The following is a 22,100-nucleotide window of genomic DNA, read 5'->3' on the forward strand; positions in this document are numbered from 1 at the left end:
ATGCTGCACGACGGCGCAGGCTGGCTGCGGCGCCGCTTTCTCTGCACTCCCGGTTCAACTGCGCGATAGCGCGGCACCGTCGATGGCCGACGATGCCGCGTCCAGCGTCGCCTATTTTTCCGGCATCGGCTTCATCTGATACTGCGCCGGCGGGGTGGCGCCGAGCAGGTGCTGCACGAAGTAGTCCCAGCGGCGGCGGGCGACGTAGGGGGTGAGCTCGCCGTAGCCGTGTTTGGCGTTGGGCAGCATCAGCATGTCGAAGTCCTTGTTGGCCTTGATCAGCGCATCGGCGACCAGCAAGGTCAGGTACGGCGGCACGTTGTCGTCCAGCGTGCCGTGCACCAGCATCAGCTTGCCCTTGAGCTTGCTGGCGTGGGTGGCGTTGGCCTGGTCGTCGTAGTTGGAGGTGCCGTCCTTGTTGACGATGTGCTCGCCGTGATACTTCTCGGCCCAGTCGTCCTCGTAGCCACGGTTGTCGTGGTTGCCGCTTTCCGACCAGGCCACCTTGAACAGTTCCGGGTAGCGCAGCATCGCGGCGGTGGACGCATTGCCGCCGCCCGAATGCCCCCAGATGCCGACGCGGCTGGTATCGAACCACCGGTAGCGCTGGCCGAGTTCCTTCACCGCGGCCACCTGGTCGGGCAGGGTGTTGTCGCCCATGTTGGCGTACCAGGTGTCGTGGAAGGTCTTGGAGCGCCACGGCGTGCCCATGCCATCGATGGCGATCACGATGAAGCCCAGTTCGGCCAGCGACTGGTTGTCGCCATGGCCGGCCAGGAAGCTGCGGCCGCGCACCGAGCCGGTCTGCGGGCCGGGGTAGACGTAGTCGATCACCGGGTACTTGCGCGCGGGATCGAAGTTCGTCGGTTTGAACATCAGCCCGTACAGCGTGGTCTTGCCATCGCGCGCCTTGACCGTGATCGGCTCCGGCGGCACCCAGCCGGCGGCCTTCAGGCGGCTGATGTCGGCGGTGGCGATGGTGCTGAGCGTGCGCCCGTCGGCGGCATCGCGTAGCACGCTCACCGGCGGCGTGACGGAAGTGGAATAGGTGTCGACGAAGCGCCTGCCATCGGGCGACAGCGCGATGCTGTGGTCGGCAACCTCGGGCGTGAGCAGCACCGGCGCGCCGCCGTCCAGGCTCACCTTCCACAGCTGCTGGTAATACGGGTCCACACCCGGCGTGCGGCCTACGCCGACAAACCATGCAGTGCGCGTCACCGGGTCCACGCGCAGCAGTTCGGTGACGTTGCCTTCGCCGCTGGTGATCGCGCGCTTGGGTTTGCCGGTGGCCAGGTCGTAGAGATACAGCTGGCCCCAGTCGCTGCGCTCGGAGAACCACACCGCCTCGTTGCTGCCGGGCAGGTAGGCCCAGTTGGCGGCGACCTGGCCACTTTCGTAATAGGTCTTGGCGGTTTCGTCGAAGGCGGTGCGCACGGCGCCGGTGCCGGCATCGGCGATGCGCAGCCAGACCTGCTTGTGGAAGCGCGAGGTCGAGGCGAACGCCAGGGTCTTGCTGTCCGGCGCCCATTTCACATCGTCCCACAGGCCCGGCGAGCAGCTGACGTCGTCGCACAGCGTGGAGCGGTGCTGGTCCGCTGGCATCTTCAGCCGCACCACGCTGGCACTGGGCACGTCGATGATCACGCGCTCGATCGTGGTCACGTCCTTGTCGCCGGCCAGCGGGTACTTCCACGACTGCAGTTCCGGATGCCCAAGCTTGGTGCTGACCAGGTACATGTCGCCGGTCTTGCGCTGGTCCTGCTGGAAGGTGGCGATCTTGCGCGAGTCCGGCGACCACGCCACGATGGCGTTGTCGCTGTGCTGCCAGCCGGCGTTGTCGGTGGCGTAGCCGAAGTTTTCCACGCCATCGCGGGTGAGCTGGGTTTCCTGGCCGCTGGCCAGATCACGCACCCACAGGTTCCAGTTGCGGATGAACGCTTCGCTGCGCTTGTCCGGCGACAGCACGCCCGGTTCGGGCTTGTCCTTCGCATACAGCTTGCTGCAGCGCGCGCGGGCGTCGCAGACCACCGCGGTGTCGCGCACGTTGAGGCGGTAGCGGCCATCGGCGCCAAGGCTGACCTTGGGCGCCAGGGTGGCGGCCTTGAGCGGCTTGTCACCGGTCTTGAGCAGGGTGTTGAGCGCGGTGGCCAGCGCCGCGGGCTTGAACAGCGGCGCGGTCTTGCCGGTGGCGGTGTCCAGCTGCAGCAGGCGGTCGCCCTTGGCATCGTGGTCGACGTAGGCCACATGGGTGGCATCCAGCCAGGTCACGCGCGTGGGAGCATGGTCGACCAGGGGCTGCGCGGCGTAGTAGATCAGGCGCTCGGCACGGGCGTAGTCGGCCTCGGTCACGCCCGGTGCCTGCGCGCTGGCCACCGCGGGCAGCAGGGCGGTCATCAGGGCAGCGAGCAGGTGGCGCAACGGCAACGGTGTGGGCATGTGGACCTCATCAAAAGGGTGCGCGCCGACAACGGCGGTGCAACCTCGCATGCTACGTGTGCGGGCGGGGCATGCGACCCTGCCAAACGTCGTGCCTTGCCGTGGAACGAAGATGCCAGGCGTGGCGCCCCAGGTGCCGCTCGCCCCGCGGCACCGGCGACTACTTGCCCATACACCGCTTCCAGCGCGCGTTGACACGCTGCGCGAACCAGGCGGTGGTGAGGGTGCGGGTGATCTTGGGGCTGTCCAGGGTGATGCCGGGCAGTACCGCCCGTGGCAGCGGTTTGCCGGCGCTGCGCTCGGCCAGCGCGAACACCTGGCGATACAGCTCGGTGTCCTGGAAATCGCTGGAGTTGCCGGCCTCCAGGGCACGGCGGAGCTGACGGTCACTCATCGCCAGCTGGCTGCCCAGGGCGCGTGCGGCGCGTTCGGTGGCGCCGGGCGCATCCAGGCTGGCGCCGGGCGTCAGCAGGTCGCCGTCCAGGGTCAATGCGATCCCGCTGGCCTTGCTCAGCGCTGCCTGGAACGCGGCATTGCGGCTGGCGTACCAGCCGGCGTTGAAGTCGGCAAAGCGGTACAGCAGCGCGTCGTAACTGGCGGGGTAGCCGAGCAGGTGCCGGGTGCCGAACCACAGCCCGCCGCGGCGGCTGAAGACCTCGTGGCGGATCGAGTCGCCAGGCGGATACGGATAGCGCTCGGCGTGCTGCTCGGCAAACGCGATGCTGACCTGCATCGGCCCGGCGGTATGCACCGGATTGAGCCCGTCGAACAGGCGCGCGCCCAGCGGCACGCTGCCGGTGAAGTCTTCGAAGATGCGGCTCAGCTCCTGTTCGGTGCGCGCGCTGGCAATGCGCGTGGCATAGCTGCGGCCATCGGGCGAGGCGATGCGCAAGGCGGTATCGACCATGAAGCCGGGGATGTGATGCGCGCCGGCACGGCGGTCGATCTCCGCGCGCGAAATCCTGCCGAGATTGGGCACGACCGGGTTGGCCTGGTAGGTCGACTCCTGCTCGGTCACCGCCAGCACCGCGCAGATGTCCTCGGCGCTGGTGTCCAGCCCCTGCGAGGACAGTGCCACGTACACATCGTCGGCCCAGCCGGCGCGATCGGTCAGCGTGGTCGGCAGGCGCCGGGCGATGTCGGCCTTGACCGCGTCCGGCGAGCGCTGTGGCGCGCGCGGCGCCTGGGTGGCGCAGGACGACAGCAAGGCGACGGCAAGCAGCATGAGCAGGCGGGGCAGGCGGGATGTCACGGCGTCTCCAAAATCGGTGGGGGCGGCAGGTGCCGTGCGGCAGTTTACGTGGCTGTCGCCGGGCCGCATCCGGCGATGTGCTGCAGGGCGGCTGCGGCAAGCCTGCCGGGTCGCAGGCGTTTCGCAACGCGCCCGGCCGCCGGTCGCCACCGGCACGAGCTGCAGGCCGATTCAAGCCCGCAGCCCGCAGGCCGCTAACGATCCTGGCGCAATGCGTGGCGATCACATGACCTGCCGCGCTCGCCAGTCATCATGACCGTGTGTTTGCATCGCGGCGTCAGGCAGACGCCGACGTCGCTCCGATTCCACCGCCAGCCAGCCAGCCACGGGAGAGCTTCAGTGCTGCAGCAACCAGCAAACCCGATACGGGGCGGGCGGCATGTCCCGTCCACGGCAGCCATGCGGTGTGGCTTGTCGTCGCCGTGAGGGCCCGATGAGCGGCGCGACGCCGCGCTGGCGGCGCATGGTCGTTGCGATGGCCGCGATGCTGTGCAGTGCGACGCTGTGGGCGCAGCCGCAGCCATGGAAGCGCATCGAAACCGCCACGATCGACGACCCCAGGGCCGCCCTGCAGGTCGCCCAGGCCGCGTTGCAGCGTGCCCGCAGCGATGGCGATGCCGACGCGCAGTTCTGGGCCTTGCTGGCGCAGGCGCGCGTGCTGATTTCCCTGGAAGAGAGCGAGCGCCGTCAGGCGGCCCTGGCCCAGGCGCGTGCGATGTTGACGAACGTGCGTGGCAACACGGCGCAGGCGCAGCTGTGGCTGGCGATCGTGCAGGCGCTCAGCGATGTGCGCGAGAGTCCCAACCGCGGCATGCTGGCGCGGCTGGAAGCGCTGCGTCAGCAGGCGCGTGCGCTGGGGCGCAACGATCTGCTGTGCGAGGTCGAGGCGGTCGACATGTGGAGCATGCTCGCCTCCGGCAGCAGCGACGAGGCCTGGAACGCCGCACAGGCCAGCTACCAGTGCGCAGTGCGCGAACACAGCCTGGGCCTGGAGCTGGATGCCTTGACCCAGCTCGGTTCGCTGGCCAGCCGCGTGGGTGGCCGCTCGACCGAGGACAACGACGCCGAAGACTACCTGCAGCGCGCCCTGGAGCGCCTGCGCGGCCAGCCGGCACGCTTTCAGCGCAGCCTGATCGAATACGAGTACGGCACGTCGCTGGCAGCGCAGCAGCCGGACGCGGCGTTGCTGCATTTCAAGCGCGCGCTGGCGCTCAGTCGCGAGCTGGGCGATCAGGCCGGCGTGGCCGCGGCATTGACCAGCGGCAGCGAGGTCCTGATCGAAGCCGGCGATGCCAGCGCGGCATTGGCAATGGCGCGCGAGGCACTGCCGTTGATGCAACGCCAGGGCAATGTCGGCCGGGTGGCCGCCTGCCATGCGGTGTTGCTGCAGGCATTGACTGCGCTCAAGTCCGGCAGCCTCGGCGTGGAGATCGTCGCGGCCAAGGCGGCGGACGACCCACACCTGTCGCTGGGACGGCGCGCGAAACTGCTCGATGCCATTGCCCAGGCACTGGCGGCGGAGGGGCGCCATGCCGAGGCATACCAGGAACTGCAACGCGCCAACACGCTGCGCGCGCAGAGCCTGGATCGCCAGCGCGACACCGTGATGCTGCGCCTGCAGGCGCGTTACGAAGACGCGCGCCGTGGCGCCGAAACCGCCGAGCTGCGCCGGCGCAGCGAGACCGCGCAACTGGCCTTGCAGGCCCGCGAAGCCGGTCAACGCGCCTTGTGGATCGCCCTGTGTGCGGCCTGCCTGTTGTTGCTGGGTGCGTTGGTGGTGCTGGCCTTCGGTGCGTGCCATCGGCGGCAACTCTCGCGGCTGGCGATGCGCGACGAACTCACCGGCCTGCCCAACCGCCGCGCCATTCGCGCCGAGGCGCAGCAGCAGGTCGAGCAATCGGTGCGCTCGCAGGTGCCGTGCATGCTGGCATTGATCGACCTGGACCACTTCAAGCTGATCAACGACGTGCACGGGCATGCTGCCGGCGATGCCGTGCTCAAGGCGCTTGCCTGCGCCTCCAGGCTGGCGCTGCGGACGCAGGATCGCCTGGGACGGCTGGGCGGGGAGGAATTCCTGCTGGTGCTGCCGGGCTGCAGCGCAGAAGAGATTCCTGCCGTGTTTACGCGGCTGCGTAATGCCGTGGCCGCGATCGAGATCGCCGGCCTGCCCACCGACCAGCCGGTGCGCTTCTGCATGGGCGCGGTGAGCGTGACTGCAGGCACCGGACTGGATGTGCTGCTGGGGCAGGCCGATCTTGCCCTGTACGCCGCCAAGACCGCCGGGCGCGATCAGTGGGCGGTATGTTGACGCGTGGATGAGGGCACCTGCGGCCTGGCTGCCGCAGCGCTCGCTGATGCACAGAGTGCAGTGCGCGCGGTGGTGGGTGGCATCGGTCACCAGTGCTCTGCCCGCGATCGCCCGACACCCACGGGCGTACACTGCGCCGCCTCCAGCGAACCGATGCCTGCGTGAAAAAAAAGCGGCCCAAATCACCGCCACCTGCGCCAGCTCCCGCAGCGTCCCGGATCCATGAATGGATCATCGGCGGGGGGGCCGTTGTCGTGGCGATCGCCTGCTGCATGCGGCTGTGGCTGTTGCTGGAGGCGATCGTCACGGGGCGCTATATCAGCGTCATCCGCGGCCGGCCGACCAGGATCTTCCATGCGGACGCAGACCCGCAACGGTTCTGGATCGCCATCGGCTGGGATGCGTTACTGACCAGTGTGCCGTTGGCGGTCATCGCCTGGTTCGCCTACGTTGTCTGGACGGCGCACAGACGCGGCCGGCGATGACCTGCGCGGTGCTCCACGGCATGCGCAACTGCGGTGCCACACTGTCGACGACGACGCGGCTGCGCAGGCGTGCGGCGAGCCGCTGGTCAGTACACGGTGTTGATCAGCAAACGGGTCATAAGGCGGTGGCAACCGCCTGCGCCTATCGACACCTGCGCGTCATGCGGCAATCAGGGCTGCGTTTGCTTTTGCTTGCGCGATGGCGTCTGCGTCTCGCGCTTGGGCCAGGTGTCGTAGCTGTAGACGAACTGCTTCTGATCGGCGCCCACGGTGGGGTCGCAGGGCCAGGAGTTGGCGACGCTGCCGGGTTCCAGCACGCCATCCACCTCGCGCACGGCCTGCGCTTCGAATGCGCAGATCGGCCCGTACAGCTTGATGTCCCAGTCCGGCTCCGCGCGGGGGTGGGCGTGTTGCACGAGCACGATATCGCTGCCGTTGAAGTGATGCACCTGGGCGCCATGTTCGCGATTGATGCTGAAGTAGCACGGCGCGCCGATGTCCAGCGGGAGCACTTCATCATCGCGCAGCAGCGCGCACTTGCCGGCGTGTTCGCCCAGGCGAATCGTGCGCCCGGCCAGGACGGCGGTGGTGACCGGATGGCGGGCGGTGACGTCGGACATGGGTTGCGACGGTGACGGTGTTTGCGGCGCGGTCTGCGCGTGTGCCGGCGCGCCGGTCATCACCACCAGCGCGGTCAACAACCAGGTCGTAAGGTGGAGGCGCATGCAACGTCCTTGTCGTGGGCAGTGCAGTATCGCAGATCCATTTGCAGGCCTGATGCCGGTGGCAGACGCGATGCGCTCCGCGCATGGCTGGCCGATACTCGACGCGGCCTGTGTCTGCTGTACGCAGTTTGGCGCACAGTATCGCCGGATGGCTGGCCGCTGCTGACCGCGCGTTTCAGTTGCCGCAAGACGCGTGCGATCAGCGCCGCGCCGGCAGCGTCGCCAGCACGCCATCCAGCGCCAGCTGCGTGCTGAAACCGGCCTTGCACAAGCGTTTGCTTACCTCGTTGGGCACATCGCGCCCGCTGGTGAGCCGGTTGGGCGCGCCGGTGTAATGGAACAGGCGCCCGCCACGCCGCAACACCCGCGCCAGCTGATCGTAGAACAGCTGCGAGTACAGCTCGCCGGCGATGCCGAAACGCGGCGGGTCATGCAGGATGGCGTCGAACGCACCGTCAGCCAGCGTGGCGATGTGCTGCGAGATATCCGCCTGGGTCAGCTGCAGACGCCCGCCGTGGGCGGCATCGTCCGGATCCGGCGACCACGGATTGAGCGTGCGCAGCCACAGCACGTCGGCATTCTTCTCGAACGACTGCAGCTGCGCCACCCCGGCCTCCAGGCAGCAGGCGGCGAAGTAGCCCAGCCCGCCACAGGTATCCAGCACGACCTTGCCGCTCGGATCGACCAGCGCCACCTTGCGCCGCGCATCCTCGAACGGCGACAGCTGCGCCGAAGGCAGCATCTTGATGCCATCGATCTCGAAGGTCGGCGCACCCCATTCGGTGGGGACCAGCTTGATCAACGCGCCGCCGAAACGCGAGATCGGGGCGAAGTCATCCCCGTCCCAGAAGTACAGCGTGCGCTCCTTGAGCTTGCCCGGATACGGGTAACCCCGGCCACGCCACTGCCAGGTCTGCGCGTCCAGCTGCGCGATGCCGGTACTGCGGCCTAGGTCCAGCGAGCCGGTCCATTGGGTCAGGCCACTGCCGCGCGCGGCAAGCAGTGCCTGGGCATCGGAGCAGGTGAGGAGTGGGCCGGAGTAGTGGGGCACGGGTCGCTGGTCTGGGGTCGGCGCGCGTGACGCGCGTCGCCATTACAAGGGATGGACCGGCATCGTAACCGACCCACCGCGCATGGGCATCCAATGCATGACCCGCACGCCGGCGGGCGGCGTAGCGGCCGTTCTGCAACGCGGTGGCCAGCGCGGCCGTGTGCGGCGGTGCCGGTGGCAGTGCACGAGCGCCCGTGCCCGGAGACCTGCGCCGATTCCTCTGGCGCACGCCGCACCGCATACTGCGCACTGCCCCGTCGACATGGTGTCCGATTGGCGCCAACCGTGGAGGATCGGCAATGGAGGATCGGCAATGCTGAAGGGTGTGTTGTTGGGGTTTGCCTGCTATGCGGCCTATTCGATCAGCGATGCGTTCGTGAAGCTGCTGGAAGGCACGCTGCCGGTCTACGAAGTGCTGTTTCTCGGCGCCTTGCTGATGCTGGTGGCCGTGCCATTCCTGAAGAAGCCGGACGACCGGTTGCGCGAACTGGTGATGGCCAAGCAACCCAGCCTGTGGCTGTTGCGTGCGCTTACCGGCGCCATCGGCAATCTGACCTCGGTGATTGCGTTCACCACCTTGCCGATGGCCGAGGCATTCGCGCTGATCTTCCTGATGCCGATCTTCGTCACCGTGCTGTCGGTGGTGTTTCTCAAGGAAGAGGTGCACTGGCGGCGCTGGTCGGCGGTGATCGTGGGTTTCATCGGCGTGTTGATCGTGCTGCGCCCGGGCTTTCGCCATCTCACCCATGGGCATGTGGCCGCGATCGTGTGCGGCCTGGTCGGCGCCATCTCGGTCATCACCCTGCGCATGGCCGGCCACAGCGAAAAACGCCTGACCTTGTACGGCGCCGGGGTGATCGGCCCGTTGGTGATGGGCGGGATCATGATGTTGCCGACCTTTGTCTGGCCCACGCTGTCTCAGTGGGGCCTGTTGGCGGGCTATGGCCTGCTTGCCGGCCTGGCGGCGATCTGCCTGATGTATGCCACGCGCATGGCACCGGTGAGTGTGGTTGCGCCAACGCAATACAGCCAGATGCTGTGGGCGATCGCCTTCGGCTACCTGCTGTTCCACGACCACCTGGACTGGCCGATGGCGGTCGGCATCGCGCTGATTCTGGGCGCCGGGCTGTTCACGCTGATCCGCGAAGAGCAGGTCTCGCGGTGGTGGCGGCGGACCAAAATTGTCTGAGGGCGGCGCTGTGCGCCGCGGGAATCGGGAATGGGGAATCGGAGGGGCGCTATATCGAAATGTCGCGATGCGCTTGATGCTGTTGCGATTCCCGATTCCCGATTCCCGATTCCCGTCACGGCGCCGTCGTGGATTCCTTGCGCGGTGCACGCCAGGTGTCAACGATGCGCGCGTACTCGCCGCTGGCCTTGCTCAGGTGCAGCCACTGGTCGACATAGGCTTTCCAGGCGTGGTCGTTGCGCGGTAGCAGGAAGGCCTTCTCGCCGTATTGCAGTGGCTGCTCCGGTGCGACCGCGCACAGGCCGGGGAGGCGTGCCTGCTGGTGGAGCGCTTCGGAGGCGTCGGTGATCATCACGTCCGCGCGCTGCGCCAGCAGCTCCTGGAAGATGGTGGTGTTGTCGGCGAACAGGCGCAGGCTTGCGCGCGGCAACTGGTGACGTGCGAAGGCCTCGTTGGTGCCGCCGGGCGGTTCGATCACGCGCACCTCGGGTCGATTGAGTTGCGCGATGCTGCGGTAGCGCGCCTGGTCGGCGCAGCGCACCAGCGGAATCTTGCCGTCCACGTCCAGCATCGTGCTGAAACTGGCCTGGCGCTGCCGTTGCAAGGTGACCGAGATACCGCCGACGGCGATGTCGCAGCGATTGGCGAGCAGGTCGGGCATCAGTTGCGGCCAGCTGGTGCGGACGAACTCCACGCGCGCGTCCAGGCTGCCGGCCAGCGACTGCGCCAGGGTGATATCGCTGCCTTCGAACTGCCCGTCGGCGCGCAGCAGCGAGTAGGGACGATAGTCGCCGGTGGTGCAGACCCGCAGCACGCCGGACTGCAGCACGGCATCCAGGCGCGAGGCAGGCTCGGGCTCGGCCGCGTGGGCGATGCCGCAGCTCAGCAGCACTACAAGGCAGATGCGATGGCGCATGGCGTGGCCTCGAAGGAGTGCGGCCATGATAGCCGCGGTCGGCACGGCGTGGTCGAGTACGGCTCAAGCGGACAGGCCGATCTCAGGCGGATGCGCCAACGCTTGCGCTCCAGGCCGGCCAGGCCGCAGCGGCGTTTGCACGCAGACTGCCTTGGCGATAGACATCGCCCTTTGTCTTTTGGTCGCAAAGTGCCAAGTGCATGCGCCAGGTACAGGTGCCAAGTGCCAAGTGGATGAGCCGTGTCGACACGCGTCAGCCTGCCGGCGTCAACGCTATGTCAGCACGATCCCTCCCTGGATCACGGTGCGGTAGCGCTGCGATGCGCACTGTCGGGGCTCCTTTCGAACCCACCGGAGCCACTCCATGCAGCTCAATCCACGCACTGCGCGCCCGATGACCATCGCCAATGCCGGTCTATCGGTGCACGGCACGCCCGATCCGGATACCAATGAAGACGAGATCCCGCTGGAAGAGCAGACGCCGCAGCAAGGCGGTTTGCGCGAGGAGGTGGGCGACCTGGAAGAAGATGACGATCAGGCCTTGCCAGGCCGAGCTGGCGGTGGGCTTGCGGGTGGGTAATACGGTGGGTAATCGCGCCTAACCAAGCTCGATCAGTCACCTGGTGCGCGGCCGGTACCGGGATTCTTTCAGCGTCGGTCGTTGCAATACGCAGGTGCCAGGCAGATGGCGATGACGCTCGGGGCGTGGGGTGCGCGCATCGACTGGGTTGCGATTCCTCGAGTGAGAGCAGTGCCGAACGCGCGGATATCTGGCGCACCACGATGGGGCAAGCCGGCCACCTGCGCCGGCGCCCGCAGTGGCCTACCCGGCACGGCGACTCAAACCGCTGGTGTGCGCTGCCGCGATCTCGTATTTTTGACGGCTTGTTCACTTGCCGGTGCCGTGCCCCATGTCTGATCCGTCCGCGCCCGATCATCTGCAACGTAGTCTCTCCAATCGCCACCTGCAGCTGATCGCCATCGGTGGCGCGATCGGCACCGGGCTGTTCATGGGCTCGGGCAAGACGATCAGCTTGGCCGGCCCGTCGATCCTGTTCGTGTATCTGATCATCGGCGCGATGCTGTTCTTCGTGATGCGCGCGATGGGCGAATTGCTGCTGTCCAACCTGGAGTACAAGTCATTCATCGACTTCTCCACCGACCTGCTCGGGCCGTGGGCCGGGTTCTTCTGCGGGTGGACGTACTGGTTCTGCTGGATCATCACCGCCATCGCCGATGTCATTGCGATCGCCGCCTATGCGCAGTTCTGGTTTCCGGGGCTGGCGCCGTGGATCCCCGCCATTCTCTGCGTGCTGTTGCTGCTGAGCCTGAACCTGGTGACGGTCAAGTTGTTCGGCGAGATGGAGTTCTGGTTCGCGCTTATCAAGATCATCGCCATCTGTGCGCTGATCATCACCGGCGCCGGGCTGGTGGCCTGGGGCTTCCGTTCGCCGTCGGGCAACGTGGCCTCGCTGTCGAACCTGTGGAACGACGGCGGCATGTTCCCGATGGGCATTGGCGGGTTCTTTGCCGGGTTCCAGATCGCGGTATTCGCCTTCGTCGGCATCGAGCTGGTCGGCACCACCGCTGCGGAAACCGCAGACCCGCGCCGCAACCTGCCCAAGGCGATCAACTCGATCCCGGTACGCATTTTGATCTTCTACGTGCTGGCGCTGGTCGCGATCATGGCGGTGACGCCGTGGCGGCAGGTGGTGGCCGACAAGAGCCCGTTCGTGGAGCTGTTCGTGCTGGCCGGGGTGCCGGCGGCCGCGAGCCTGATCAACTTCGTGGTGCTGACCTCGGCCACCTCTTCGGCCAACAGCGGCATCTTCTCCACCAGCCGCATGCTCTACGGCCTGGCCGAGGAGCAGCACGCGCCCAAGGGCTTTGCCAAGCTCTCGCGTGCGGCGGTGCCGGCACGTGGCCTGCTGTTCTCCTGCCTGTGCCTGTTGCTGGGCGCGATGCTGGTGTATCTGATCCCCAACCTGGTCACCGCGTTCACGCTGGTCACCACCTTGTCGGCGGTGCTCTTCATGTTCGTGTGGTCGTTGATCCTGTGCGCGTACATCGCGTACCGGCGCAAGCGGCCCGAGCAGCACGCGGCCTCGGCGTTCAAGATGCCCGGTGGCGTGGTGATGTGCTACGTGTGCCTGGCGTTCTTCGCCTTCGTCATCGTGCTGCTGACCTTGCAGGCCGATACGCGCCAGGCGTTGCTGGCCAGCCCGGTGTGGTTCCTGATCCTGGCGATCGGCTATGCGGTGAAGCGGCAGCAGGCGCGCAGCGGCTGAGCGCTCGCACGGCCCGAACACATCCACCGAAGACACCCTCAAGGCCCCGCATTGCGGGGCCTTGGCGTGTGTGGCTGCACGGCGCCGAGATAAAGGCCACTGGCAGCTAAGCGCGTTGTGCGCGTGACGTTGACGCGGATCCGATGGAACGGGATGCTCGCCGCCATCCATCGCCACGGCCCATCGCATGATCACCACGCACCCGATCGCCACAACGCAGCAGACACAAGGGTGCTGGGTCGACCTGTGCCAGGCCAGTGCGCAGGAACTGGCGCAGGCCGCAGACACGGTGGGGTTTGCACTGCCGGATCGCGCAGCCATCGGCGAGATCGAATTCTCCAGCCGGGTGCGGCGCCAGGGCGAGGTGCTGTTTCTCAACGTGCCGCGCTTTCAGGACGACGATGGCCCGACCGCGCCGCTGGGCTTTGCGCTGTCGCCGACCATGCTGGTGACCCTGCGCGAGCAGCACATGGGTTCGCTGGATGCAGTGGCGGCGCAGCTGCAACATGACCCCTGCCATAGCGCCGACGATCTGCTGCTGCGCATCTTCGACCAGCTGGTGGGGCGGCTGGCAGACCGGCTGGAATCGCTGGAAGCCGAGGTCACCGACACCACCCGCCAGGTGTTCGACAACCCGCACAAGACCAAGGACCTGGAGCGCATGCTGCATCAGGTCGGTGGCATGGGCCGGCGTCTGGGCGGGCTGCACAATGCCGGGCAGGGACTGCTGCGCCTGGTCACCTATCTGGACGGCACCGCGCCGGACTGGTTCGGCGCCGATGCGGCCAAACGCATCGGCTTGCTGCACAAGGACCTGACCACCCTGAGCGAGTTCCAGCAGCACATGGACGACCGCATCGAGTTCCTGCTCGACAGCGTGCTGGGCATGATCAACATGGACCAGAACAACGTGATGAAGGTGATGGCGGTGGCGTCGGTGGTCGGCATTCCGCCAACGGTGCTGGTCGGCATCTGGGGTATGAACTTCGCCTACATGCCCGAGCTCAAATGGCACGATGCCTACTACTGGGCGCTGGGCGTGATCGTGCTGAGCATGGTGGTTCCGCTGGCGTGGTTTCGCAAACGTGGCTGGGTGTAACGCATCAGGGCCATAACCCGTAGGAGCGCACCCGGGCGCGACGCGGCGTTACCGGTAAGTCCCTCGCGCCCGGGTGCGCTCCTACGACGTGCCGCCAGCGCATCATCTGGCGTGCACGACTCGCGACAACGCACTGCCAAGCCAGCGCAATTCGGTAGCTGTGCAGCGCGCGCCAAACTACCGGAAACCCGTAGGAGCGCACCCGGGCGCGACATAGCGTTACCGGTAAGTCCCTCGCGCCCGGGTGCGCTCCTACAAAGAGCTGGGGTGCGCAGCTGTCACTGCGCACCCGTATCGTGACTGGAAAACTGCCTATCTGGGTAGCGTGCGCCCAGGCGATGCGCCTTGCTGATTGCTACGGGGCGGGCTGGATCAGCCCTTGGCCTGGAAGCTGGCCTCTTCGTACGGCTGCACCACCACCCAGCCTTCGCCGGCAAAGCGCATCTGCAGGCTCTCGCCCGAGCCGCGGCCGAACAGCGTGCCGATCGACACGTCGGTCACCAGCTCCGGGCTCAGCGTGCCCGACCAGGCCACGGTGGCATTGGGGTCGGTGAATACCGGGCCGCTGGCGGCGGTGACCGGCAGGGTCAGCGGCTCGTAGTGCGAGGTGATCGCCACGATGCCGTGGCCGCTCAGGCGCACGTTGAACAGGCCGCCGGACAGCATGCCGGCCACCTTGCGCATCATCGTGATCTTGTGTTCAACACCGGATTCGAAGGCCAGCACATCGTTGCCGTTGACGAAGATCGCCTCGCCATTCAAGCGCAGCAAGGTCACCAGCTTGCCGAGGTCGGCCAGATACACCCGGCCCTGGCCTTCGGCCTTCATCAGCTGCATGCCTTCGCCGCTGACGGCCTTCTTCAGCAGGTTGCCCAGGCCCTGTTCCAGCAGTCCCTCGCGGGTGAACTTGACGTTGCCGGTACGCGCGACCATGGCGCCGGCCTTGGACCACACCATGCCGTCGAGGCGCACTTCCAGCAGGTGCGGGTTTTCCAGTTCGAACGGATCGGGGCTGACGTCCTTTTCCTTGGAATGGGCGAGAAATTCGTTGAGCGTGCGTACGGCCATGGGTCCATCCCAATGCGTGAAAGAGTGCGCATGATACGCGGCAGGCTGGTGTCTTCGAAGCGTACTGGTGTGCGAGTCGCTTTGCGTCTGCACAGATGGCGCGCTGATGTTGCGGCGCACATGGTGCGCAGTCAGCGCGTCGCGCGCGATGACAGCCACAAGCTGGCGACCATCCATCAGGATCTGTGCGTCATGGCGAAGTGGTGCTGTAGCTTTTTGCAGCGTCATGGATGCGGGTTGTCATCGACGCACTGCACGACGATGAAGAGATAACGCCGATACGCCACTGGTGCAGTGACACTGTGCGCGCCACGCTCCGGCGTATGCAATCTCGGCTGCGTTACACAGTTCGGCACGAAGGCACGTCGCAAATAAAACAACTGCTCGGCCTGCGCGGTGCTTCTGAGATCGGCGTCGGATTCGTGGCATTGCTGCCGGGCTAGATTGCTCCTGCAGAAAACGTGTTTACGTTGTTCAAGGAGTGGGGCGATGCGCGTTGTTGGTGGTAGTCGAGTGGAAGGGGGCTGGTCTGGAATGTCGCTGCGTGGTGGCGCGATCGCGTCGTTGTTGGCCCTGGTCGCTGCTGCCACTGGCTTGCACAGCGCACCCGCGCACGCGGCCGTGGGGCCGGGTGTGGTGAGCGGCGACACCATCGTGCACGATCCGTCGATGCTCAAGCTGAGCGACGGGCGGTACTACATCTATGCCACCACCGGCGTGGTCACCAGTACCGACCGGACCAAGTTCAGCAATGCGGGTGCGATCTTCAGCAGCATGCCGAGCTGGGTACGCAGCTACAACCCGGACAACCAGCTGTGGGCGCCGGATGTGTCCTTCCATGGCGGGAAGTATCTGATGTACTACACCGCCTCCAGATTCGCCACCAATACCTCGGCCATTGCGCTTGCCAGCAGCAGCACCGGCAAGCCTGGCTCGTGGAAGGATCAAGGCATCGTCTATACCTCCAAGAGCAGCGACGACTACAACGCCATCGACGGCAATCTGGTGGTGGATGGCAATGGCAAGTGGTGGCTGGCGTTTGGCTCGTTCTGGTCGGGCATCAAGCTGATCCAGCTCGATCCCGGCACCGGCAAGCAGCTGTCCGGCAACACGACGCGCTACAGCCTGGCAAGCCGGCCGTCCCCGGGCGCGGTGGAGGCGCCTTTCATCCAGCAGGCCAATGGCTGGTACTACCTGTTCGTGTCGTTCGATGCGTGCTGCAAGGGCGCCAGCAGCACCTACAAGATTGCGGTGGGGCGTGCGCGTTCGGTGACCGGGCCGTATCTGGATCGCGCCGGTGTGGACATGCGCAACGGCGGCGGCACGGTGATCCAGTCCGGGTTGGGCAGCATGCATGGGCCGGGCGGGCAATCGGTGTTCCGTGATGGCGACGGCGACATCCTGGTCTACCACTACTACGACGACCGCGGCGACGCGCGCCTGGGTATCAACCGGCTTGGTTATGACGGCAGCGCATGGCCGGTAGTGCAGTAGCAGCAACCAATCGAACACGCTGCTGCGCTATGCAATGGCGCAGCGATCAGGCGATGCCTGATGCAGCGATCCGCCAGCGTTGCCGACTGCCAGAACCGCAAGGCCTCCAGCGGATGCCGGGCAGTGCCCGGCAGCGCTGGTGCACCCTCAGCGCGTGGCCGCTTCGGGCTTGCGCACGCGTTTGACAGGCGCCGGCTTGGTCGCCGTGTCCGGATACAGGTTCAACAGCATCAAGGTGACGCCGTTGGTCCAGCCGAAGCCGTCCTGCAGCGCGTATTCGCCACCGCCGCCGCCGGCCGCATCGGCTTCCAGCCCGTATTTTTCGACCAGCTTGTGCTCGCGCGCGAACAGCGCCTGCACCTGGGTGAGGAAGCGCTCGCCGATGGTGCGCGCCAGCGCGTCTTCGCCATAACGGCGCAGGCCATCCACCGCCACCCATTGCAGCGGCGCCCAGCCATTGGGCTCGTCCCATTGCTGGCCGGTCTTCACTGCGGTGGTGGCCAGGCCACCGGGGCGCAGCAGGCGCGCACGCACGGTGCTGGCGGTGCGTTTGGCATGCGCGTCGGTCGCCAGGCCGGTGAATAGCGGATACAGCGCCGCAGCGGTGACCTGGTCGCTGAGCTTGCGCGCCTGCCAGTCGTAGTCGGCGTAGTAGCCGGCCGCGTTCCACAGATGCGCATCGATGGCCTGCTTGCGTTGCAGTGCCAGCGCCGCGTAGTCCTGCGTGCATTCGGCGCCGGGCTGCGCGCAGGCCTGGGCCAGCGTGCGCTCCAGGTGGTACAGCAGGCTGTTCAGATCGATCGGCACGATGGCGGTGGTGCGGATGGTGCGCAGGTTCTGCCCATCGGCCAGCCAGCGGCTGGTGTAGTCCCAGCCGCTCTCGGCACCGGCGCGCAGGTCGCGGTAGACCTCGGCGGCCGGGCGGTCGCCGGCCTCGGCGGCGGTGCGGGTGTCGTGCAGCCAGGCTTCCGGGCGTGGGGTGTCGCGCTCGTCCCAGTAGCGGTTGAGCAGGCTGCCGTCGGCCAGGCGCACCACATGGCGCGCGGCCTGGCCGGGCTGCAGGCCGTCGCTGCCCTGCATCCAGTAGGCGTATTCCTTCTGCAGCTGCGGCAGGTAGCGCTGGTAGACCGCTTCGCCTTCCACGCCGGCCTGCAGTTCCACCATGTAGGAGAAAAACGGCGGCTGCGAACGGCTCAGGTAGTAGCTGCGGTTGCCGTTGGGGATATGCCCGTAGGTGTCGATCAGGTAGGCGAAGTTGTCCAGCATCTGGCGGCTGAGCGTGGTCTGCCCGCTCTTCACCAGGCCGAGCATGGTGAAGTAGGAATCCCAGTAGTACACCTCGCGGAAACGCCCGCCCGGCACCACGTACGGATATGGCAGCGCCAGCAGGCTGCTGTACGGCGGCACGTGGGTCTGGCTGCGCACCAGCTTGGGCCACAGTTCGTCGATGTGTTCGCGCAGCGCGGTGTCCTGGCGGATCGCGTCGGTCTGCACCGGCGGCGACTCTTCGAAATTGGCATCCACGAACTTGCGCAGGTCAAAGCCGGGGTGGTCGTGCTGCGCCAGATAGTCGGCGTTGATCAGCGCCGGGTCGCGCAGCGGCAGAAAGTCGACGAAGTGCTTCTGGTCGTCGAACAGCTCGCCGCGCTGCACCGCCTGGAACAGTTCCGGGTAGGCCAGGTCGGGCGTGGGCGGGGTGGCCGCCGGGGCGTTGACGACCGGAGTGTCCATCGGCGCGGCGGTCAGCGTGCAGGGCGCCACGAACATGCTCAGCGACAGGCCAAGCAGCGACGTGCAGCACGGGGGCGCGGCAGAACTCATGGCATCTCCAGAACGGGCAGTGACGTGCGGCATGGTAAACGACCGAAGTGGCGGGCGGGGCCGGACGAGGGGGTCGGCAGGCCGACAGACTTCGCACGGAGACGACAGGATTCAGCAAGGCGATCGGGCGCGGGACTGCAGGTGGTTGCGCCGGTTGCCTTGCCGATTCAGGCCTATCGGCCCGGATCGAGGCAGCTTGAGCCGCATCCAGGCCGCGTCGGATTGCCGACATTGCTGCAAGATGCGCGCCACAGCGTGCGGCGGGTGCGCAGCGGAGTGAGCGACGGGCGGGACGGCGCTGCCCGTGCACGGCAGCCGGTGCACGTGGGCAATGGCGGGCGTCAGGCGGCCTGGCGCGCCCGGCGAATGGCGGCGGCGTGGACGCACCGGGCTGCACCTGCGGCAGGCCGGGTCACGCCAGGCGGCTTGCCGTCTTTGTGTAGTCCAGGCGCACCTGGGTGTCCCTGCGTCAGCGTGGGCGCCGGCGACCGGTCTGCAGCAAACGTTGCAGGTGCAGCGCGTTGGGCACCGCCAGCCCGGCGGCGGTATTGTCGAAGATCACCCAGCGTTCTGCCTGAGGATGCGCCGCGTCGTGCGCCGGGTTGCGCACCGCGTCGGCCAACGCCTGCAGCGCACTGTCGTCGTAGCTGCTGTAGTAAATGCGCGGTGCGCCATGCCAGCGCCAGTACTGCGGGTGGGCTGTCGTCCCCGGTGTGGCGGCGTCCGGCACCGGTGCCGGGTCGGCGGCGCAGCGTGCGATGCGGTGGCGCGCCAGCAGCGCCTGTGCCTGCGGCAGGAACCAGCTGGCATGGCGCGGTTCGCAGACCACGCCGCCGTCCCAGCGCCGCCGCAGCATTGCGAAAAACCTGGCCGCCACTGCCGCATCGAAGACGGCGCTGGGCGGCAGTTGCAGCAGCAGGCAGCCCAGTCGCGTGCCCAGCGCGCCGGCCTGGGCGAGGAATGTATCCAGCAATGGGCCGGTGCCCTGCAGGCGTGCATCGTGGCTGATGCTGCGCGGCAGCTTGACTGAAAAGCGGAAATCCTCCGGCACGCTGTCGGCCCAGCGTGCATAGGTCCCGGCACGGTGCGGGCGATGGAACGAGGAGTTGATTTCCACCGCATCAAAACGTGTGGCATAGCGCTGCAAGACGCTGGTGCCATCGCCGAATGCGGCGCGGTCGGCGGCCGGGATCGACCAGCCCGCGCAGCCACAGCGCACGCGCGGCAGGGCGACGGATGAACGAGCTTGCATAGGGTGTGCGCAAGGCCAGTGGGCAGCACTCTATGCATGCGCGCGCGTCAGCGCCGCGTGTGCACCGCGCTCACGGGCGACTCACCGACGACTTCGATACTGGGCACATGCCAGAAGGCCCCTCCCTTGTCATCCTGCGCGAACAGACCGAGGCGTTTGTCGGTCGCAAGATCCTGCGCGTGTCCGGCAACAGCAAGCAGGACATCGCGCGGCTGGGGCAGCAGAAGGTGCTGGCGTTACGCAGCTGGGGCAAGCACTTCCTGATCGAGTGCGCGCAGTTCAGCGTGCGGATCCACTTCCTGTTGTTCGGCAGTTATCGCATCGACGAAGACAAGCCGAATGCGGTGCCGCGCCTGTGTCTGGAATTTTCCAAGGGCCAGCGCCTGAATTTCTACGCCTGCTCGGTGCAGTTCATCGAGCGCCCGCTGGATGAGGTCTACGACTGGACGGCCGATGTCATGAACCCGCACTGGGATGGCGCGCAGGCACGGCGCAAGTTGCGCGCCGCGCCCGGCATGCTCGCCGCCGATGCATTGCTGGACCAGGACATCTTTGCCGGCGTCGGCAACATCATCAAGAACGAAGTGCTGCATCGCATCCGTGTGCACCCGGAAAGCCCGGTGGGCGCGTTGCCGGCGCGCAAGCTTGGCGAGCTGGTCACCCAGGCGCGCGCGTACAGTTTCGATTTCTACACCTGGAAAAAAGCCTTCGTTTTGAAGAAGCATTACCAGGTGCATACCAAAACCAGCTGCCCGCGCGATGGCGCGCCGTTGCAGTATCGCAAGCACCTGGGCAAGGCCGGGCGGCGGGCATTCTTCTGCGAGGTCTGCCAACGACTCTACCGCTCGGAGGACGGCTGAGGCGGGTACGTCCTGCGCCCGGCGTGCGTGGTCGGTCGCGATGGGCGTGCGCCCGGTGCAGGCGGATGCGTGCCGTTGGGGCAGTGGCTGAGGCCGTTGGCAGGCGCCGTAACGACCCGTCGTGCTTGCCAATGTGAATGGCGGCTGGCGTTTGCCGCCCAAACAACGAATTTCAAACGCGCGCTGGCGCCGCGCCCGCTAGATTTGCGCATCCTGCACCGGGTTCACGGTGCGCGCACGCATCTCCCATCTCATCGGTCTCCCGCATTGTGATTACCCGCAGGAAGGAAACGCTTGTCCCGCATGTCGCTGCTGTCGCATGCACGGGCGCCATCCTGTTCTTTCTTGCCTGTCTGTTGCTCTACATGCCGCCGCCGCGCGACCCGGTGCGACGCGACGACAGTTTGCAGGTGTATTTCGTGCCGCGTCCGCAATTGACGCTGCCGGCGCCGGTGACGCCGCCGCCGCCGCAACGCGACCCCACACCGCGCGTTGCGCCGGCTGCGGCCTCATCCGCCCGCACTGCGCCACCACCGACACGCACCCCGCCGCCGCAGCGGCAGGTGGCGGCCGCCAATGCGCCGGCTGGCGAGTCGATGGCGGCCCAGCTCTACACCGGGCAAGGCCGCTTGCGCATGCCGCGTGACGCGCAGGTCGACCCGATGGCGCAGCCCGGTGCAGCGCCGCCGGGCATGACCGACGAACGCGCGCAGGCCAAGGCGCGCAACGTGATGGAACGGGTCAATCCGGTGCAGTACCAGGACACGCGCTTTGCCAAGGACTGGAAGAGCGACGGCACGCTGGGCGATGTGGCGATGCAGGAAATGAATCGCGGCATGAAGAAGTTCAACGACATGCTCAACGGGCCGCAGACGCAGGTGGCCAAGGCGCGGCCACCGCCGGATGTGCGCTTCAACCCCGCGTTGGCCGGCAACCAGGCCGAGATGGGCAGCGAAGCGACCGGCGATGCCTACAAGGCCGCGCCGATCGCGCACGAGACGCCGCCCGACCTCAAGGGCGAAGCCAGCCGCCGTATCCGCCAGGCGCTGGCAGCGCTGGAACAACGCAGCGCGCGTTGCGATGCGTCCAAACGCAAATCCCTGTTGTCGCCGGTGCGCGCGCATCTGGGCGACCTGGAACGCGCCGAGCATGCCTTGAACAACGGCGCCGACCCGGTGATGGCCGCGCAGATGCTGCCGCGCCAGGCCGATAGCGCCTACGACCTGGCCCGCCGCGCGCTGTGGTATGCGGACCGCCAGTTGAAGCAGTGCGCGATCGGGTGAGTGGTTCGGGGAGCGCGTTTGCCTGCGCTGCGCTTGTAGGTGGCTGACAGCACCTTTAGAACGCTGCTGACAAGACGGCTGAATGTCAGGGCGTCGCGGTATCTGGGTGTAGTCAACAGCTCGGTGAGTCGAGCGCGCGGTGCCCTCACCGCTTGCGGGACACGCCGTGACCCCGTCCCTGGGGGCTCGGTGGCGTCATCCATGCCGCCACACGGTCCCGCAACCGGCGAGGGCACCGCACCAGACAGTTGGTCGGCGCTCGTTCGAAAAGCTGTCTGTCGTGCGGTGTGCATCAGACCTGGAGCCGATGCTTCGATGATCGAACAAGACGCATCCGGCACCGCTCTTACCATGCACACCGACCATCCCGACTGGTCCTTGCCCGCCTACCGTCGCGGGACCTTACGCGGCATGGATGCCGCGTAAAAGCCTACAAGGATGTACTTGCGGCGTGTCCTGCGATGGTGGGCGGGCAAGGACCCTGCAGCCAAACCGCAGCTCCGCGGCTCTGCAACCGACTCACCCACACCGCTCAATCACCTGGTCGCCGCGCGAAGTGGAAGTGGACGAGTG

General features: G+C 67.0%; 18 protein-coding genes. 10 read left to right on the forward strand and 8 right to left on the reverse strand.

The genetic code is table 11. The features are described 5' to 3' along the window. Positions 1-111: 111 nt before the first annotated feature. Both CPBF1521_RS03285 and CPBF1521_RS03290 read right to left on the reverse strand, forming a co-directional pair. Positions 112-2,436: a S9 family peptidase gene (locus CPBF1521_RS03285; RefSeq protein WP_181901090.1), complete on the reverse strand. Its 2,325-nt coding sequence runs from the start codon at positions 2,434-2,436 to the stop codon at positions 112-114. Positions 2,437-2,596: 160 nt separating this feature from the next. Beyond that, a complete protein-coding gene (locus CPBF1521_RS03290; RefSeq protein WP_115675952.1) occupies positions 2,597-3,688 on the reverse strand; it encodes a DUF1615 domain-containing protein in 1,092 nt (363 codons plus the stop codon). Between the two features lie 433 nt (positions 3,689-4,121). On the opposite strand from CPBF1521_RS03290, the gene CPBF1521_RS03295 reads away from it, so the two are divergent. Both CPBF1521_RS03295 and CPBF1521_RS03300 read left to right on the forward strand, forming a co-directional pair. Next, positions 4,122-5,996: a GGDEF domain-containing protein gene (locus CPBF1521_RS03295; RefSeq protein ID WP_115675953.1), complete on the forward strand. Its 1,875-nt coding sequence runs from the start codon at positions 4,122-4,124 to the stop codon at positions 5,994-5,996. 272 nt (positions 5,997-6,268) lie between these two features. Continuing rightward, positions 6,269-6,481, forward strand: coding sequence for a hypothetical protein (locus CPBF1521_RS03300; RefSeq protein ID WP_115676504.1), 213 nt, complete (start codon positions 6,269-6,271; stop codon positions 6,479-6,481). A 170-nt stretch (positions 6,482-6,651) separates the two neighbouring features. Here CPBF1521_RS03300 and CPBF1521_RS03305 read toward each other — a convergent pair whose 3' ends face one another. Both CPBF1521_RS03305 and CPBF1521_RS03310 read right to left on the reverse strand, forming a co-directional pair. After that, positions 6,652-7,206, reverse strand: coding sequence for a hypothetical protein (locus CPBF1521_RS03305; protein WP_181901091.1), 555 nt, complete (start codon positions 7,204-7,206; stop codon positions 6,652-6,654). Positions 7,207-7,405: 199 nt separating this feature from the next. Then, complete coding sequence (locus CPBF1521_RS03310; RefSeq protein WP_115675954.1) at positions 7,406-8,257, reverse strand: class I SAM-dependent methyltransferase; 852 nt, start codon at positions 8,255-8,257, stop codon at positions 7,406-7,408. 313 nt (positions 8,258-8,570) lie between these two features. Here CPBF1521_RS03310 and CPBF1521_RS03315 point away from each other — a divergent pair, with 313 nt between their 5' ends. Continuing rightward, positions 8,571-9,446, forward strand: a complete 876-nt coding sequence (locus tag CPBF1521_RS03315; protein ID WP_046345616.1) for a DMT family transporter — start codon at positions 8,571-8,573, stop codon at positions 9,444-9,446. 115 nt (positions 9,447-9,561) lie between these two features. Here the strand turns inward: CPBF1521_RS03315 and CPBF1521_RS03320 are convergent, their stop codons facing one another. After that, entirely contained in the window at positions 9,562-10,362 is an 801-nt protein-coding gene (locus CPBF1521_RS03320; protein WP_115675955.1) for a transporter substrate-binding domain-containing protein, read from the reverse strand. Between the two features lie 364 nt (positions 10,363-10,726). Here CPBF1521_RS03320 and CPBF1521_RS03325 point away from each other — a divergent pair, with 364 nt between their 5' ends. From CPBF1521_RS03325 to CPBF1521_RS03335, 3 genes are all read left to right on the forward strand, one after another. Next, positions 10,727-10,942, forward strand: coding sequence for a hypothetical protein (locus tag CPBF1521_RS03325; protein WP_115675956.1), 216 nt, complete (start codon positions 10,727-10,729; stop codon positions 10,940-10,942). Between the two features lie 331 nt (positions 10,943-11,273). After that, positions 11,274-12,650: a D-serine/D-alanine/glycine transporter gene (cycA, locus tag CPBF1521_RS03330; protein ID WP_115675957.1), complete on the forward strand. Its 1,377-nt coding sequence runs from the start codon at positions 11,274-11,276 to the stop codon at positions 12,648-12,650. A 187-nt stretch (positions 12,651-12,837) separates the two neighbouring features. Further along, positions 12,838-13,749 (forward strand): CorA family divalent cation transporter, encoded by a 912-nt coding sequence (locus tag CPBF1521_RS03335; protein WP_104583727.1) that lies wholly within the window; start codon positions 12,838-12,840, stop codon positions 13,747-13,749. Between the two features lie 372 nt (positions 13,750-14,121). On the opposite strand, the gene CPBF1521_RS03340 is transcribed toward CPBF1521_RS03335, so the two are convergent. Continuing rightward, positions 14,122-14,817 carry an AIM24 family protein gene (locus CPBF1521_RS03340; RefSeq protein ID WP_039523320.1) on the reverse strand — a complete coding sequence of 232 codons (696 nt, stop codon included), beginning with the start codon at positions 14,815-14,817 and terminating at the stop codon, positions 14,122-14,124. Positions 14,818-15,047: 230 nt separating this feature from the next. On the opposite strand from CPBF1521_RS03340, the gene CPBF1521_RS03345 reads away from it, so the two are divergent. Further along, entirely contained in the window at positions 15,048-15,260 is a 213-nt protein-coding gene (locus CPBF1521_RS03345) for a hypothetical protein (RefSeq protein ID WP_126942928.1), read from the forward strand. Between the two features lie 91 nt (positions 15,261-15,351). Beyond that, on the forward strand, positions 15,352-16,311 hold the full coding sequence (locus CPBF1521_RS03350; protein ID WP_115675959.1) for an arabinan endo-1,5-alpha-L-arabinosidase: 960 nt from the start codon (positions 15,352-15,354) through the stop codon (positions 16,309-16,311). A gap of 147 nt (positions 16,312-16,458) precedes the next feature. On the opposite strand, the gene treA is transcribed toward CPBF1521_RS03350, so the two are convergent. Both treA and CPBF1521_RS03365 read right to left on the reverse strand, forming a co-directional pair. Further along, complete coding sequence (gene treA, locus CPBF1521_RS03355) at positions 16,459-18,132, reverse strand: alpha,alpha-trehalase TreA (protein WP_115675961.1); 1,674 nt, start codon at positions 18,130-18,132, stop codon at positions 16,459-16,461. A 469-nt stretch (positions 18,133-18,601) separates the two neighbouring features. Next, a complete protein-coding gene (locus CPBF1521_RS03365; RefSeq protein WP_115675963.1) occupies positions 18,602-19,384 on the reverse strand; it encodes a DUF72 domain-containing protein in 783 nt (260 codons plus the stop codon). Between the two features lie 107 nt (positions 19,385-19,491). Here CPBF1521_RS03365 and CPBF1521_RS03370 point away from each other — a divergent pair, with 107 nt between their 5' ends. Next, the gene (locus CPBF1521_RS03370) at positions 19,492-20,244 is read left to right on the forward strand and encodes a DNA-formamidopyrimidine glycosylase family protein (RefSeq protein ID WP_104649252.1); all 753 of its coding nucleotides are present in this window, start codon (positions 19,492-19,494) and stop codon (positions 20,242-20,244) included. Positions 20,245-20,513: 269 nt separating this feature from the next. Then, entirely contained in the window at positions 20,514-21,527 is a 1,014-nt protein-coding gene (locus CPBF1521_RS03375; protein WP_181901092.1) for a hypothetical protein, read from the forward strand. Positions 21,528-22,100: the final 573 nt, after the last annotated feature.

Source organism: Xanthomonas euroxanthea (assembly GCF_900476395.1).
GTDB lineage: Bacteria > Pseudomonadota > Gammaproteobacteria > Xanthomonadales > Xanthomonadaceae > Xanthomonas > Xanthomonas euroxanthea.

Bases quoted from the DNA above. Each gene is read 5' to 3' on its own strand.
- CPBF1521_RS03285 (WP_181901090.1), bottom strand. From the start codon at position 2,436: ATGCCCACACCGTTGCCGTTGCGCCACCTGCTCGCTGCCCTGATGACC.
- CPBF1521_RS03295 (WP_115675953.1), top strand. From the start codon at position 4,122: ATGAGCGGCGCGACGCCGCGCTGGCGGCGCATGGTCGTTGCGATGGCC.
- CPBF1521_RS03300 (WP_115676504.1), top strand. From the start codon at position 6,269: ATGCGGCTGTGGCTGTTGCTGGAGGCGATCGTCACGGGGCGCTATATC.
- CPBF1521_RS03305 (WP_181901091.1), bottom strand. From the start codon at position 7,206: ATGCGCCTCCACCTTACGACCTGGTTGTTGACCGCGCTGGTGGTGATG.
- CPBF1521_RS03315 (WP_046345616.1), top strand. From the start codon at position 8,571: ATGCTGAAGGGTGTGTTGTTGGGGTTTGCCTGCTATGCGGCCTATTCG.
- CPBF1521_RS03320 (WP_115675955.1), bottom strand. From the start codon at position 10,362: ATGCGCCATCGCATCTGCCTTGTAGTGCTGCTGAGCTGCGGCATCGCC.
- CPBF1521_RS03325 (WP_115675956.1), top strand. From the start codon at position 10,727: ATGCAGCTCAATCCACGCACTGCGCGCCCGATGACCATCGCCAATGCC.
- cycA (WP_115675957.1), top strand. From the start codon at position 11,274: ATGTCTGATCCGTCCGCGCCCGATCATCTGCAACGTAGTCTCTCCAAT.
- CPBF1521_RS03335 (WP_104583727.1), top strand. From the start codon at position 12,838: ATGATCACCACGCACCCGATCGCCACAACGCAGCAGACACAAGGGTGC.
- CPBF1521_RS03340 (WP_039523320.1), bottom strand. From the start codon at position 14,817: ATGGCCGTACGCACGCTCAACGAATTTCTCGCCCATTCCAAGGAAAAG.
- CPBF1521_RS03345 (WP_126942928.1), top strand. From the start codon at position 15,048: ATGCGGGTTGTCATCGACGCACTGCACGACGATGAAGAGATAACGCCG.
- CPBF1521_RS03350 (WP_115675959.1), top strand. From the start codon at position 15,352: ATGTCGCTGCGTGGTGGCGCGATCGCGTCGTTGTTGGCCCTGGTCGCT.
- treA (WP_115675961.1), bottom strand. From the start codon at position 18,132: ATGAGTTCTGCCGCGCCCCCGTGCTGCACGTCGCTGCTTGGCCTGTCG.
- CPBF1521_RS03365 (WP_115675963.1), bottom strand. From the start codon at position 19,384: ATGCAAGCTCGTTCATCCGTCGCCCTGCCGCGCGTGCGCTGTGGCTGC.
- CPBF1521_RS03370 (WP_104649252.1), top strand. From the start codon at position 19,492: ATGCCAGAAGGCCCCTCCCTTGTCATCCTGCGCGAACAGACCGAGGCG.